Source organism: Microbacterium fluvii, from assembly GCF_025515205.1.
GTDB lineage: Bacteria > Actinomycetota > Actinomycetes > Actinomycetales > Microbacteriaceae > Microbacterium > Microbacterium fluvii.
In genome coordinates this window covers 1-12,271 of sequence record NZ_JAOPFX010000002.1, presented here as the reverse complement: position 1 = coordinate 12,271, position 12,271 = coordinate 1, and the positions used below count along the sequence as shown (strand labels likewise).

The window sequence follows — 12,271 nt, the reverse complement described above, 5'->3', positions numbered from 1 at the left end:
GCTGGGCCGATGACAGGCGCCTACACGCACGGACACCACGAGAGCGTGCTGCGCTCGCACCGCTGGCGCACGGCCGAGAACTCGGCGGCCTACCTGCTGCCGCACCTGCGGGAGGGAATGAGCGTGCTCGACGTCGGCGCCGGCCCCGGCACGATCACGCTCGATCTGGCCGAGCGCGTGGCACCCGGCAGGGTGCGCGGAGTGGATGCCGCCGCCGACGTCGTCGCGCAGGCCGAGGTCGCACGGGTGACGCGGGGGCTGCCGGCCGTCGAGTTCGCCGTCGACGACGCCTACGCGCTCAGCTCGGCCGACGCTTCGTTCGACGTCGTGCACGCCCATCAGGTGCTGCAGCACCTGGAGCGGCCCGTCGACGCACTGCGGGTGTTCCGCCGGGTGGCGGGGCCCGAGGGCCTCGTCGCCGCCCGCGATGTGGACTACGAGGGCGTCATCTGGTTCCCGCGGCTTCCCGCCCTCGACGACTGGCTGGAGCTGTATCTGGCGGTGCACCGCGGCACGAGCGGCGAGCCCGCCGCCGGCCGGCACCTCAAGGCGTGGGCGCACGAGGCCGGGTTCGCCGAGGTGCAGGCGTCGGCGTCGGTCTGGCTCTACGAGGGCGACGACGATCGCGCGTGGTGGGGCGGCATGTGGGCCGACCGCGTCGTGCAGTCGGCGTTCGCCGAGCGCGCCGTCGCGCTGGGCCTGGCCGACACGGCGCGTCTGGAGCGCATCCGCGCGGGCTGGCAGGAGTGGGCCGCGGCGCCGGACGGCTGGCTGCTCATGCCGCACGGCGAGGTGCTCGCCCGCGGCTGAGGCCGCCGCATCCGTCCGGCGCCGTCGGTCGCGATCAGCTCTGGTCTGCCCACGACCAGATGTCGTCGCCGCGGAGGGTCGCGTCGGCCCCGCCGTCGTCGTAGATGACCTGCCCGGCCATGTGCGTGTTCTCCACGCTCGTGAGCCAGATGAGCAGGTGCGCGATCGACTCGGGCGGCTGGTGGTAGTTCAGCGGCATCGGCACGGCGCCGTCGACCATCGCGGCGCCCTCGGGCGTCGCGAGCAGGTCGGCTGTCATCGGGGTGAGCACGGTGCCGGGGGCGACGGCGTTCAGCGGGATGCCGGCGCCCGCCCACTCCGGTGCGATCGAGCTGCGCCGCACCCAGCGGGCGAGCGCGCGCTTCGACGACGGGTAGACGAGGTAGCCGACCATCGGCCCCTGGGCGGCGAGCCCTTCGGCGATCTCGAGGGCCCGAGGCTCGTCGCCGGCGAGCGCGGCCTCGACCATCTCGGCGGAGTTCGGCTGCAGCGAGGCCATCGACGACACCACGGCGGCGCGCGGCGCCTCCGAGCCGGCGAGGGCGGGCAGCAGCGCCGTGAGCAGTTCGGTCACGCCGAAGTAGTTGATCGAGATCGTCTTGGGGATCGGCGCCGAGATGCCGGCGCACGCGATGACGGCGTCGATCGTGCCGCCGGCCAGCTCGGTCGCCTTCGCAGCGGCCGCGGCGCGGCCCTCTGCGGTCGACAGGTCGGCTTCGACCTCGGCGTCGCGCAGGTCGATGCCGATCACGGTCTCGCCGCGCTCGCGCAGGATGCGGGTCGTGGTCGCGCCGATGCCGGACGCCGAGCCGGTGACGACGTAGGTGCGGGTCATGAGTGTGTCTCCTTCATTCGGATGCGGCCTCCTCGACCGCGGTGCGGGTGTCGGGTTCTGCCGGCACGAGTCGGGTCTCGCCGACGACGGCGTCGACGAAGCGGGGGAGCAGCGTGGCGATCGCGGCGGCGTCGGCCGCCGGCCAGTCGGCGAGCGCCTCGCGCACGAGCTGAACGCCGGCGCCGAACAGACGCTCGAACACCGCCGCTCCCTCGTCCGAGAGCGCGACCCTCGACGCGCGGCCGTCGGTGGGGTCGCCTTCGCGGTCGATGAGGCCGGCCGCGGCGAGGCGGGCGAGCAGCTTCGACATCGTCGGCCGGGTGAGCGACAGCTCGTCGGCGAGTTCGCTCGGGCGAGCGGCGCCGCCGTGCAGTCCGAGCACGTAGACGGCCCGGATGTCGGCGGCGTCGAGCGTCACGCCGACGCCTTCGGCGATCGCGCGCTGCGTCGATGCGGTCGACCAGCGCGAGATGAGCCGGGTGAGGGCGGCCAGCATCGTGGTCTCGCGGGCGGCTTCGCTCATGACGTCATGATACGCCCGATAGTTGCCTGCGGCAATCAAGTTCGGATCTGAAAGAATCGCGGGAGCACCCGAACGGAGGCCCCCATGATCCGCATCGCCACCATCGGCACGAGCATGATCACCGGCATGCTCGTCGAGGCCGTCTCGCGCGTCGAGGGCGTGCGGGTGCAGGCCGTGTACTCGCGCGACCTCGCCAAGGCCCAACAGGCCGCGGCCGACTACGGGGCGGAATGGGCGAGCGACGACCTCGAGGCGGTGCTGACGGCATCCGACGTCGACGCGATCTACATCGCCTCGCCCAACAGCGCGCACGGCTCACAGGCCCGGCGCGCGATCGCGGCCGGCAAGCACGTGCTGGTCGAGAAGCCCGCGGTTCCGACCGAGGCGGAGTGGCTCGAGCTCGTGGCTCTCGCCGATGCGGCGGGGGTCGTGCTGCTCGAGGCGATGCGCACCGAATACGACCGCGGCACGGCGCTCGTGCGGTCGCTGCTGCCCGAGGTCGGCGTGCTCCGCGCCGCCTCGCTGCGCTACCAGTCTCGGTCGTCGCGCTACGACCTCGTGCTCGCCGGCGAGCGCGTCAACATGTTCGACCCGGCGATGGCCGGCGGCGGTCTCATGGACCTCGGGGTCTACTGCATCCACGCCATGCTCACCCTCTTCGGCGAGCCCGAGCGGGTCGCTTCCGAGGTGATCCCGGTCGCCTCCGGCGTCGACGGCGCGGGCACGCTGCTGGCCCGCTACCCCGGCTTCGCCGTGTCGCTGGAGTACTCCAAGATCTCGACGACCCAGCTCCCCAGCGAGATCCAGGGCGAAGACGGCACCCTGGTGATCGACCACGTCTCGGGCGCGCGGTCGGTGCGGCTCGTCCGCCGCGACGGCACCGTCGAGACGCACACCGTCGACGCGCCAGAGCTCGACCTGGCCGGCGAGGTCGAGCGCTTCGCCGTGCTCATCGCCGGCGGCGCGGATGCTGCCCGCGACCACGCTCTGACCGCATCCACGCTGCGCCTCATCGAGGCCGCCCGCGGCGCCATGGCCTGACCCGCGGCTCGTCCATCCGTCGGATGCCTGCGCCGCCTGCGCCTCAACAGCCCCACCAGCCGCATCCCGCCCCACGCCTCCGACAGATGGACGGATGCTGCGGGGCTCAGCGACCGCGAAAGCGCGGATGCTGCGGGCTCAGCGCGCGAAAGCGCGGGTGCGGCGGGTCAGGCCTCGCCGAGGAAGGCGATCGCGGCCTCGCGGAACACCCGCGAGCCGGGGGCGTTGAAGTGGTGCCGGCCGGGGATCTCGACGAACCGGCCCTGCGGGCACGCGGCGGCGAGCGCCTTGGAGCCCTCGATGATGGCGTCGAGCGATCCGGTCGCGAACAGCACGGGCTGGCTCGGCGCGTGCGCGGGGTCGGGGTCGACGGTGCGCGAGGTGCGCATGCCGCTCGCGATCGCCAAGAGGGCACGCAGGTCGTTGCCGGGCACGCGCTCGGTGAGGGCGATGTAGTTCTGGGTCACCCGGTCGGTCACCTCGGTGCCGTGTTCGATGAGCGCGCGCACCTGGTCGATGTCGAGGCGCGCGAGCGGGATGCCGTCCGGCACCCCTCCGAGCACGGCACGGCCGATGCGGTCGGGCAGATCCTGCACGACCTCCCAGCCGACGCGGGCGCCGAGCGAGTAGCCGACATAGAAGGCCGAGTCGATGAGGTAGGTGTCGAGCACCGCCTCGACATCGGAGGCGAGCGCGCGCACCGAGTAGTCGCGGGGATCGTGCGGCTTGTCGCTCGCGCCGTGCCCGCGCTGGTCGAGTCCGAGCACGCGGTAGCCGGCCCGCTGCAGGTCGCGCACCCAGCCCGTGGCGACCCAGTTGTCCTTCGTGCTCGAGGCGAAGCCGTGCACCACGACGATGGTCGGCAGGTCGTCGTCGCCCCAGGAGTACGTCGCGATGCGATGCCCGTCGCCGACCATCACGTACTGCGGGTCGGGCATCTGCGTCAGCTGCGGGAGGGCGTCGCTCATCCCCCCATTCTTCCGCCGAATCGGGGCCGGGGCGTCAGCGCGAGTCGACGCGGCCGCGGGCGCCCGCGCGGCTGCGGCGCGGCAGCATCCGGTCGATGCCTCGCCGAGGCGGCGCCACGACCGGCACGGGGGCGGTGACGACGGCATCGACGACCATCGAGCCGTCGACGGGCCCGACCACGGCGATCGGGGTCGTGGGGGTCGGTGCGTCGGGGCTGATCGGCATGCGACCGAGACGCCGGTGCTCGCGGATATAGGCCGGGATCAGCAGCACGGCCGCTCCCGCCCACGCGAGTGGGTTGCTCCAGACGACGCCGACGTAGCCGAAGAGCCCGCCGAGCACGACGGCGGCGCCCACGCGCATGATGAGTTCGACCACGCCCGTGACGGTGGGCACGAGCGTGTGGCCGAGCCCCTGCAGCGCCCCACGGAGCACGAACAGCACGCCCAGCGCCGTGTACGAGGCGCCGTTGATCACGAGCATCTGCGCCGCGAGATCGACGACCTCTGGTGACCCGTCGCCGATGAACATGCGCACGAGCACGCTGCCGAAGACGATCAGCAGCGCGCCGAGCACGAGCGAGGCGACGATCGCGATGCCGGTGCCCTGCACGACGCCGCGGCGGACACGGTCGGGCCGGCGTCCGCCGAAGTTCTGCGCCGCGAACATCGAGACGGCGAGTCCGAGCGACTGCAGCAGGGCGACGGCGAGTCCGTCGACGCGCGAGGCGGTCGTGTAGGCGGCGACGGCGTCGGCGCCCAAGGTGTTCAGCGCCACCTGCACGGCGATCGTGCCGATCGCGATGATCGACGCCTGGAAGCCCATCGGAAGTCCGAGTCGCAGGTGATCGGCGAGGTCGGCGCGGCTGACGCGCCAGTCGCTGCGACGCATGTGCAGGGCGGGAACGCGGCGACGGACGAACTCGAGGCACAGCACGACCGAGACGGCCTGCGCGATCACCGTCGACAGGGCCGCCCCCGCGACACCCCAGCCGAGCGGGCCGACCATCAGGATGACGAGCCCCACGTTCAGGGCACACGAAACCGTGAGGAACACGAGCGGCGTGCGCGAGTCGCCGATGGCGCGGATGATCGCGGCGAGGTAGTTGAAGAAGAGCATCGCGCCGGCGCCGAGGAAGCTCACCTGGGCGAACACGGTCGCCTCGGCCATGAGCACCTCGGGCGTCTGCAGCAGCCGCAGCAGCGGCTCGCTCACCAGCGGCGCGCCGATCGTGAGCAGCAGCGTCGTGCCGGCCGTGAGCAGGGTGCCGGCGGCCACCGAGCGCCGGACGGCCTGCCCGTCGCGCGCACCGAACGCCTGAGCGGTGGGGATCGCGAAGCCGCTCGTCAGACCCCACACGAATCCGAGCATGAGGAAGAGCAGGCTGCCGGTCGCCCCGACCGCTGCCAGCGAGTTCACCCCGAGGTGCCGGCCGACCACGATCGCATCGGCGAACTGGTACATCTGCTGCACCACGTTGCCGATCAGCAGCGGGATCGCGAACACCAGGATGACGCGCCACGGGCTGCCGGTCGTGAGGGTCTTGGACATGGTGGATCCCGGAGAGGTCGTGCGTGGAGAGGAGGAGGGGCAGCGTCCGTTCTCGACGACTGTCGAATCGATTCGGATGCTGACCCTCCATCATCTCACGACTCGCCTGGGTGTTGTCCATGCCCGGTGGCTTTTCGCTCCCTCCCTGGGCCGCGATGATGTATTGCGCACCCCGTTCCGGCAGGAGGCCCCGTGACCGACCGTGCACCCGAGACCTCGCGTGGCATCCACCCCGCGTGGTGGGTGGCCGCCGTCGCGTTCCTCGCGCTGATGGCCGCCGCCGGCTTCCGCGCGGCGCCGGGCGCCCTCATGGTGCCTCTGCACGACGAGTTCGGCTGGTCGACGAGCGTCATGTCGCTCGCGGTGAGCATCAACCTGCTGCTCTACGGCCTCACCGCCCCGTTCGCTGCGGCGCTCATGGATCGCTTCGGCATCCGCGAGGTCGTCGTGTGCGCTCTGGCCCTCGTCGCCCTCGGCGCGGGCGGCAGCGTGTTCATGACCGCGTCGTGGCAGCTGCTGGTGTTCTGGGGCGTGCTCATCGGTCTCGGCACCGGGTCGATGGCGCTCGTGCTGGCCGCGACGATCTCGAACAGGTGGTTCGTCGCACGCCGCGGACTCGTGATGGGCATGCTCACGGCGGGGTCGGCGACGGGGCAGCTGGTCTTCCTGCCGCCGGTGGCCGCCATCGCCGAGACCGCGGGCTGGCGACCCGCGTCGCTGCTGGTGGCCGTCGCCGCGCTCGCGGTGATCCCCCTCGTCTGGCTCGTGATGCGCGACTATCCGTCCGACCGCGGCGTGGTGCCCTACGGTGCGGATGCCGCGAGCTTCGTGGCGCCGCCGCGCCCCACCGGTCACGCGGGCCGTCGGGCGCTCGAGGGCCTCGCCTTCGCCGCGCGCCGCCCGGCCTTCTGGGCGCTCGCGGGGGCGTTCGCGATCTGCGGAGCGACGACCAACGGCCTCATCGGCATCCACTTCATCCCGTCCGCCCACGACCACGGCATGTCGACGGTGGTCGCGGCAGGGCTCCTGGCCGTCGTCGGCGTGTTCGACATCGTCGGCACCGTCGCCTCGGGATGGCTCACCGATCGGTTCGACCCGCGGCTGCTGCTGGTGGCCTACTACCTCTTCCGCGGAGTCGGCCTGCTGCTGCTGCCGGTGCTGCTGAGCGACGTCGTGCACCCCAGCATGGTGCTGTTCGTCGTGATCTACGGGCTCGACTGGGTCGCCACGGTGCCGCCGACGTCGGCGCTGTGTCGCGAGATCTTCGGCGAGCGCGGCACGATCGTCTTCGGCTGGGTGTTCGCCTCTCACCAGGTGGGCGCGGCGATCGCCGCACTGGCGGCCGGCATCGTGCGCGACACCCTCGGCACCTACACCTACGCGTGGTGGGGCGGCGCCGCGCTCTGCGTCATCGCCGCGCTGCTGTCGATCGCGGTGCGACGACCCGAGAGACCAGTGGGATCGAAGATAGATGCGAGATGAATCGCGTTATAGCACTTGACATCTCGCTCATGGATGGTAGTTTTGTTCTAGAGAGACGCGAGTGAGTGAGATGGATGCGGGAGCATCCGTCCAGGGATGAGTGAAGACACACGGGGGCGAGTGCGGCGCAGAAAGCGCCAGGTCTCTCACCTCGAACCGTGGAGCCTCCCATGTCTCACCCTCTTCCCGAGCCGCATCCGGCCGACCCGAGGCGCACCGAGGAGTTCATCGACGGGTTCGCCGAGCTGCGGCGACTGCGCGGTGCGGCCGACGCACAGGAGCTGCACCTGCTGGCCCGCGCCGGCACGGTGGTGACCGACGCCGACTGGACCGGCAGAGCGAGCACGCGTGAGATCGCCCGCCGCTCGCTCGTGGCCGAGCTCGCGTGCGCGGCGCGACTGAGCGAATGGACCGTCACCCGACTGCTGATCGAGGCCCGTGATCTGTGCGAGCGCTTCGCCCCGCTCGTCGCCGCCCTCGAGTCCGGCGAGATCTCGCGGCAGCACGTCGCGGTGATCCACGATGCCGGCGCCGCGATCCGTGACACCGCCGACCTCGAGCGCTTCACCACCGCCGCCCTGGCGCGGGCGCGCGAGACGACGCCCGGGCGACTCGGCCCCATCGTTCGTGTTCTCGCCGAGCGCTATCTCCCGGTATCGCTCGACGAGCGGCACGCACAGGCCGTCGCCGACCGCAGTGTCGAGGTGCGCGACCTGGCCGACGGCATGGCGAGCCTCATGGCCGTGCTGCCCGCCACCCTCGCCCACGGCATCGACGACCGACTCACGGCGCAGGCTCGGGCGGTGCTGGCCCAGACCGCCGACGAAGGCGAGTCCGCGGATGCCGGGGCGAGCGCCGAGGGGGAGCAGGCGTGCGAAGGGCCCGACGCCGATCCCCGCACGCTCGCGCAGGCGCGCACCGACGTGTTCACCGATCTGCTGCTGGGCGGCACGCCCGACACGATCGTCGCCGGCGACGCGGCCGGGGCGATCCGGGCGACCGTGCAGGTCACGGTTCCCGTGCTCACGATGATCGGCGAGAGCGAAGAGCCGTGTCTTCTCGCCGGCTACGGCCCGATCGACAGCGACACCGCCCGCATCCTGGCCGCGAACGCCCCCTGGTGGGAGCGCCTTCTCACCCACCCGTTCACGGGCCAGGTGCTCTCAGTCGATCGCTACCGCCCGAGCAAGCCGATGCGGCGCATGCTCGCCGCACGCGACGAGCGGTGCCGCTTTCCCGGATGCCGCCGGCCCGTCCACCGCTGCGACGTAGACCACACCGTCGACCACGCCCTGGGCGGGGAGACCTGCGTGTGCAACCTGGCTCATCTGTGCAGGCGACACCACACACTCAAGGGCGCCTCCGCCTGGACGGTCGAGCAGATCTCCGCCGGGGTGCTGGTGTGGACCAGCCCCTCCGGCCGGCGACATACCGACCGGCCGGAGCCGACCGTCAGGTTCGAGCCCGACGACGAACTGCTCCTGCGCCGCCGGTTCATCAGCGAACCCTGGCTCGTGCCGCCCGACTACCACCACGACGGACACCTCCCACCCTTCTGAACCTGTCGCCGAATCGGGGAGTGGGGCTACCGTGGGCCGGGTGAAGCTCGATCTGAAGAAGCGGATCCCGGCCTACAGCGCGCGGCGCGGCGCATTCGAGGTCATCACGGTGCCGCCGCTGCAATACCTCATGATCGACGGACACGGCGACCCGAACACGTCGGCCGACTACGCCGCCGCCCTCGCGGCCCTGTTCCCGGTCGCCTACAGGCTCAAGTTCTTCAGCAAACGCGAGCTCGACCGCGACTACGCCGTCATGCCGCTCGAAGCCCTCTGGTGGGCGGACGACATGGCCGCGTTCACGACCGCCCGTGACAAGTCGGCATGGAGCTGGACGGTGCTGAACCTCGTGCCCGACTGGATCGCAGCCGACCAGGTCGCCGAGGCCGTCGACCAGGTCGCACGCAAGGGCGATGCTCCCCGCATCCGCGAGCTGCGCATCGAGACCCTCGACGAGGGCCTCGTCGTGCAGACGCTGCACGTCGGGTCGTACGACGATGAGGCGCCTGTGCTCGCCCGACTGCACGATGAGTTCCTGCCTGCCGAGGGCCTCACCCTGCGCGGCTGCCACCACGAGATCTACCTCAACGACGCCCGCCGCACGGCCCCCGAGAAGCTTCGGACCATCTTGCGCCAGCCGGTCGCGCGCGCCTGACCAGGACCACTCAAGGAGCCCTCGAATGCACACCCGCACCCTCGGACAGGGCCTTCGCGTCTCGGCCATCGGCCTCGGCTGCATGGGCATGTCGCAGAGCTACGGCCCCAACCCGGGCAGCCGAGACGACATGATCGGGGTGCTGCGCGCCGCGGTCGATCTCGGCGTCACGTTCTTCGACACGGCCGAGGTCTACGGTCCCTACGTCAACGAAGAGCTGGTCGGAGAGGCGCTCGAGCCGGTGCGCGACGAGGTCGTCGTCGCGACGAAGTTCGGCTGGAAGATCCAGGGCGGCAGGAGCGTCGGGCTCGACAGTCGCCCCGAGCAGATCCGCGCCGTCGCGGAGGCGTCGCTGACGCGCCTGCGCACCGAGGCACTCGACCTCTTCTACCAGCACCGCGTCGACCCCGAGGTGCCCATCGAAGACGTCGCCGGCACGGTGGGCGAACTCGTCGCCGAGGGCAAGGTGCGCCACTTCGGGCTGTCGGAGGCGTCGGCTGCGACGATCCGCGCGGCGCACGCCGTGTTCCCGGTGACCGCCGTGCAGAGCGAGTACTCGCTGTGGACCCGCGATCCCGAGGCCGAGGTGCTGCCGACGCTCGCCGAGCTCGGCATCGGGTTCGTGCCCTTCAGTCCGCTCGGCAAGGGGTTCCTCACCGGCACCGTCGACACGTCGACCTCGTTCGCAGAGGGCGACATCCGCCGGACCGTCCCGCGGTTCGAGGCGGACAACCTCGCGCACAATCGGGCGCTGGTCGAGCATGTGTCCCGGCTCGCTGCCGCCAAGGATGCGACGCCGGGGCAGGTGGCGCTCGCGTGGCTGCTGGCGCAGCATCCGTTCATCGTCCCGATCCCCGGCACCCGGCGCGTCTCGCGCATCGAAGAGAACACGGCCGCGACCACGGTCGCGCTCTCGGCCGACGAGCACGCCGACCTCGACGCCCTCGCGGCGCGCATCGGCGTGGCCGGCGAGCGCTACAACGCCCAGCACCTGGAGCTCGTCGGCCGCTGACACGCCCCCGCGACCATGGTCGTGCCGCCGGCTGACAGGGCGCCCGCTCAGGGAATGGGGAACAGCGTCGCGGCCCCCGAGGGGATCGTCGCGGTGACCAGCCGGCTATCGAACGTGGCCAGCAGAGCGTCGTGCGACGCGGCCAGATGCAGCAGATAGGTGTCGGTGACCTGGGCGCTTGCGAGCAGCCTCTCGGTATGCACCGAGGCGTCGAGCAGACTGACCGAATCGGGCAGGAACACGTGGTCGTCGCGCGCGGCGAGGCTCGACAGGCTCGCGATCACCACGGGCGCCGGCTGAGTATTGGGGTACTTCGGGTGGCTCACGACCCGCACGACGCCGTTCTGAACGATGGGGCAGGTGTGCCATACGCCGACGTCGCGCGCCGCGAACCATCGGTGCGCGCGATCGTGGTGCACGTGCAGCGGGTCGATCAGGGCGATCACCGCATTCACGTCGAGCAGATACCCCGTCATGCGAGGTCGTCTCGCAGCGCGTTGACGTCGTCGATCGTGGGCCGGCCCGCGGTCGGCGGGGCCGGCAGCAGTACGATGCCGTTGCGCGTGCCGAATCGCTGACGCTCGGTGAGCGTCGCGCGCGCAAGCTGCGAGAGCGCTTCGCCCAGAGTGATGCCCCGCGCGGTCGCGAACTGCTTCGCCGCTGCGAGCACGTCGTCGTCGATGGTCACTGTGGTGCGCATGCATCAAGCATCACGCATCACGCATCACTCGACAAGCGCGGATGCTGAGGGGTTCCGCCAGCCCCTCCCGCGCGAGCTCCGCGATGCCTAGCGTGGGGCATGCGCAGATCCGAAGGAGCAGTCGCATGAATATCGAACCCACCCGCCCCACGACCAAGGCCTCGCCCGACCAGTTCACCGGCGACGTCTGGGTCGACACCATCGCCGCTCCGAACGAAGGCGATCAGCGCATGACGGTCGCCCGCGTGCGGTTCGCCCCGGGAGCCCGCACGGCGTGGCACTCGCACGCGCGCGGGCAGTACCTGCACGTCACGCAGGGCGTCGCACGCTTCGGCACCCGCGACGGCGAGATCATCGAGGTCCACCCGGGGCAGACGCTCTACACCCCTCCCGGCCAGGACCATTGGCACGCCTCGGCGCCGGGGTGCTTCATGGAGCACTACGCCATGCTCGAGGCCGCAGACGACCCCGCCGCCACCACCGTGTGGAAAGAGCACGTCACCCAGACCGAGTTCGAAGGGAAGGCCGACGCATGACCGGCTGGACCGGAGGGCAGGACTCGGTGGGCGACATCGCCCCCGCGCTCGCCCACTACACCGATGCCGTGCTCTTCGACGAGGTCTGGAAGCGTCCAGAGCTCGCCAAGCGCGACCGCAGCCTCGTCACCGTCGCCGCCCTCGTGACCCTCGGCGCCGTCGAGCAGCTCCGCTTCCACCTCGCCTTCGCCCGAGACAACGGCGCGACCGAGGCCGAACTCGTCGAGGCGATCACCCACCTCGCGTTCTACGCCGGCTGGCCTCGCGCGATGGCCGCGATCGGCATGGCTCGCGAGGTGTTCGCAGAAGCGGATGCCGCCGGCTCCTGAGCGGGCAGCATCCGCCCTCCCCTGCTGCTGCCGCCCGAGCCCCCACCCCGCGAGATCAGGAGATCTCGCCGACACAGGTCACTTCAGCGGGCGGATTCAGGCGGTCAGTGCAACACCGGTTTCTGGTGGGTTTGAGAGTAGTTGTTCGAGGGCTTCGGTCGGGGTTTTCCAGTCGAGGGTCATGCGTGGCCGGTTGTTGAGTTGGGTGGCGACGTAGTCGAGGTAGTCGGCGGTGTAGCCGGCGAGGTCGGTGCCTTTCGGGAAGTACT

14 protein-coding genes and 1 pseudogene are annotated in these 12,271 nt (G+C 71.4%); 8 read left to right on the top strand and 7 right to left on the bottom strand.

Annotation, left to right across the window (positions count from 1 at the left end):
• Positions 1-9 precede the first annotated feature (9 nt).
• Positions 10-810: a methyltransferase domain-containing protein gene (locus OAW74_RS08705; protein WP_262873974.1), complete on the top strand. Its 801-nt coding sequence runs from the start codon at positions 10-12 to the stop codon at positions 808-810.
• Between the two features lie 34 nt (positions 811-844).
• Here OAW74_RS08705 and OAW74_RS08700 read toward each other — a convergent pair whose 3' ends face one another.
• Together OAW74_RS08700 and OAW74_RS08695 are read right to left on the bottom strand one after the other, a co-directional pair.
• Positions 845-1,645, bottom strand: a complete 801-nt coding sequence (locus tag OAW74_RS08700) for an SDR family NAD(P)-dependent oxidoreductase (RefSeq protein ID WP_262873973.1) — start codon at positions 1,643-1,645, stop codon at positions 845-847.
• A gap of 13 nt (positions 1,646-1,658) precedes the next feature.
• On the bottom strand, positions 1,659-2,168 hold the full coding sequence (locus OAW74_RS08695) for a MarR family winged helix-turn-helix transcriptional regulator (RefSeq protein ID WP_262873972.1): 510 nt from the start codon (positions 2,166-2,168) through the stop codon (positions 1,659-1,661).
• An 84-nt stretch (positions 2,169-2,252) separates the two neighbouring features.
• Here OAW74_RS08695 and OAW74_RS08690 point away from each other — a divergent pair, with 84 nt between their 5' ends.
• Complete coding sequence (locus OAW74_RS08690) at positions 2,253-3,209, top strand: Gfo/Idh/MocA family protein (protein ID WP_262873971.1); 957 nt, start codon at positions 2,253-2,255, stop codon at positions 3,207-3,209.
• A 167-nt stretch (positions 3,210-3,376) separates the two neighbouring features.
• Here the strand turns inward: OAW74_RS08690 and OAW74_RS08685 are convergent, their stop codons facing one another.
• A complete protein-coding gene (locus tag OAW74_RS08685) occupies positions 3,377-4,177 on the bottom strand; it encodes an alpha/beta fold hydrolase (protein WP_262873970.1) in 801 nt (266 codons plus the stop codon).
• A gap of 34 nt (positions 4,178-4,211) precedes the next feature.
• On the bottom strand, positions 4,212-5,729 hold the full coding sequence (locus OAW74_RS08680) for an MATE family efflux transporter (protein WP_262873969.1): 1,518 nt from the start codon (positions 5,727-5,729) through the stop codon (positions 4,212-4,214).
• A gap of 192 nt (positions 5,730-5,921) precedes the next feature.
• On the opposite strand from OAW74_RS08680, the gene OAW74_RS08675 reads away from it, so the two are divergent.
• The 4 genes from OAW74_RS08675 to OAW74_RS08660 all read left to right on the top strand — a co-directional run bounded on the left by OAW74_RS08675 (position 5,922) and on the right by OAW74_RS08660 (position 10,437).
• Complete coding sequence (locus OAW74_RS08675; RefSeq protein WP_262873968.1) at positions 5,922-7,211, top strand: MFS transporter; 1,290 nt, start codon at positions 5,922-5,924, stop codon at positions 7,209-7,211.
• A gap of 170 nt (positions 7,212-7,381) precedes the next feature.
• Positions 7,382-8,770, top strand: coding sequence for an HNH endonuclease signature motif containing protein (locus tag OAW74_RS08670; RefSeq protein ID WP_262873967.1), 1,389 nt, complete (start codon positions 7,382-7,384; stop codon positions 8,768-8,770).
• Positions 8,771-8,810: 40 nt separating this feature from the next.
• Positions 8,811-9,425, top strand: a complete 615-nt coding sequence (locus tag OAW74_RS08665; RefSeq protein ID WP_262873966.1) for a GyrI-like domain-containing protein — start codon at positions 8,811-8,813, stop codon at positions 9,423-9,425.
• Between the two features lie 25 nt (positions 9,426-9,450).
• Positions 9,451-10,437: an aldo/keto reductase gene (locus OAW74_RS08660; RefSeq protein ID WP_262873965.1), complete on the top strand. Its 987-nt coding sequence runs from the start codon at positions 9,451-9,453 to the stop codon at positions 10,435-10,437.
• Between the two features lie 47 nt (positions 10,438-10,484).
• Here the strand turns inward: OAW74_RS08660 and OAW74_RS08655 are convergent, their stop codons facing one another.
• Both OAW74_RS08655 and OAW74_RS08650 read right to left on the bottom strand, forming a co-directional pair.
• Positions 10,485-10,913 carry a TA system VapC family ribonuclease toxin gene (locus OAW74_RS08655; protein WP_262873964.1) on the bottom strand — a complete coding sequence of 143 codons (429 nt, stop codon included), beginning with the start codon at positions 10,911-10,913 and terminating at the stop codon, positions 10,485-10,487.
• Positions 10,910-11,137, bottom strand: coding sequence for an antitoxin (locus tag OAW74_RS08650; RefSeq protein WP_262873963.1), 228 nt, complete (start codon positions 11,135-11,137; stop codon positions 10,910-10,912). The genes OAW74_RS08655 and OAW74_RS08650 overlap by 4 nt, the downstream gene beginning before the upstream one ends.
• Before the next feature lie 125 nt (positions 11,138-11,262).
• On the opposite strand from OAW74_RS08650, the gene OAW74_RS08645 reads away from it, so the two are divergent.
• Entirely contained in the window at positions 11,263-11,673 is a 411-nt protein-coding gene (locus OAW74_RS08645; protein WP_262873962.1) for a (R)-mandelonitrile lyase, read from the top strand.
• The gene (locus tag OAW74_RS08640; RefSeq protein WP_262873961.1) at positions 11,670-12,002 is read left to right on the top strand and encodes a carboxymuconolactone decarboxylase family protein; all 333 of its coding nucleotides are present in this window, start codon (positions 11,670-11,672) and stop codon (positions 12,000-12,002) included. The genes OAW74_RS08645 and OAW74_RS08640 overlap by 4 nt, the downstream gene beginning before the upstream one ends.
• Positions 12,003-12,098: 96 nt before the next feature.
• On the opposite strand, the pseudogene OAW74_RS08635 reads toward OAW74_RS08640, so the two are convergent.
• Positions 12,099-12,271, bottom strand: a pseudogene (locus OAW74_RS08635) (IS30 family transposase); the annotation flags it as partial.

What these genes read in the sequence shown, in the direction of transcription:
- OAW74_RS08705 (WP_262873974.1), top strand. Translation starts at nt 10, where the DNA reads ATGACAGGCGCCTACACGCACGGACACCACGAGAGCGTGCTGCGCTCG.
- OAW74_RS08700 (WP_262873973.1), bottom strand. Translation starts at nt 1,645, where the DNA reads ATGACCCGCACCTACGTCGTCACCGGCTCGGCGTCCGGCATCGGCGCG.
- OAW74_RS08695 (WP_262873972.1), bottom strand. Translation starts at nt 2,168, where the DNA reads ATGAGCGAAGCCGCCCGCGAGACCACGATGCTGGCCGCCCTCACCCGG.
- OAW74_RS08690 (WP_262873971.1), top strand. Translation starts at nt 2,253, where the DNA reads ATGATCCGCATCGCCACCATCGGCACGAGCATGATCACCGGCATGCTC.
- OAW74_RS08685 (WP_262873970.1), bottom strand. Translation starts at nt 4,177, where the DNA reads ATGAGCGACGCCCTCCCGCAGCTGACGCAGATGCCCGACCCGCAGTAC.
- OAW74_RS08680 (WP_262873969.1), bottom strand. Translation starts at nt 5,729, where the DNA reads ATGTCCAAGACCCTCACGACCGGCAGCCCGTGGCGCGTCATCCTGGTG.
- OAW74_RS08670 (WP_262873967.1), top strand. Translation starts at nt 7,382, where the DNA reads ATGTCTCACCCTCTTCCCGAGCCGCATCCGGCCGACCCGAGGCGCACC.
- OAW74_RS08660 (WP_262873965.1), top strand. Translation starts at nt 9,451, where the DNA reads ATGCACACCCGCACCCTCGGACAGGGCCTTCGCGTCTCGGCCATCGGC.
- OAW74_RS08655 (WP_262873964.1), bottom strand. Translation starts at nt 10,913, where the DNA reads ATGACGGGGTATCTGCTCGACGTGAATGCGGTGATCGCCCTGATCGAC.
- OAW74_RS08650 (WP_262873963.1), bottom strand. Translation starts at nt 11,137, where the DNA reads ATGCGCACCACAGTGACCATCGACGACGACGTGCTCGCAGCGGCGAAG.
- OAW74_RS08645 (WP_262873962.1), top strand. Translation starts at nt 11,263, where the DNA reads ATGAATATCGAACCCACCCGCCCCACGACCAAGGCCTCGCCCGACCAG.
- OAW74_RS08640 (WP_262873961.1), top strand. Translation starts at nt 11,670, where the DNA reads ATGACCGGCTGGACCGGAGGGCAGGACTCGGTGGGCGACATCGCCCCC.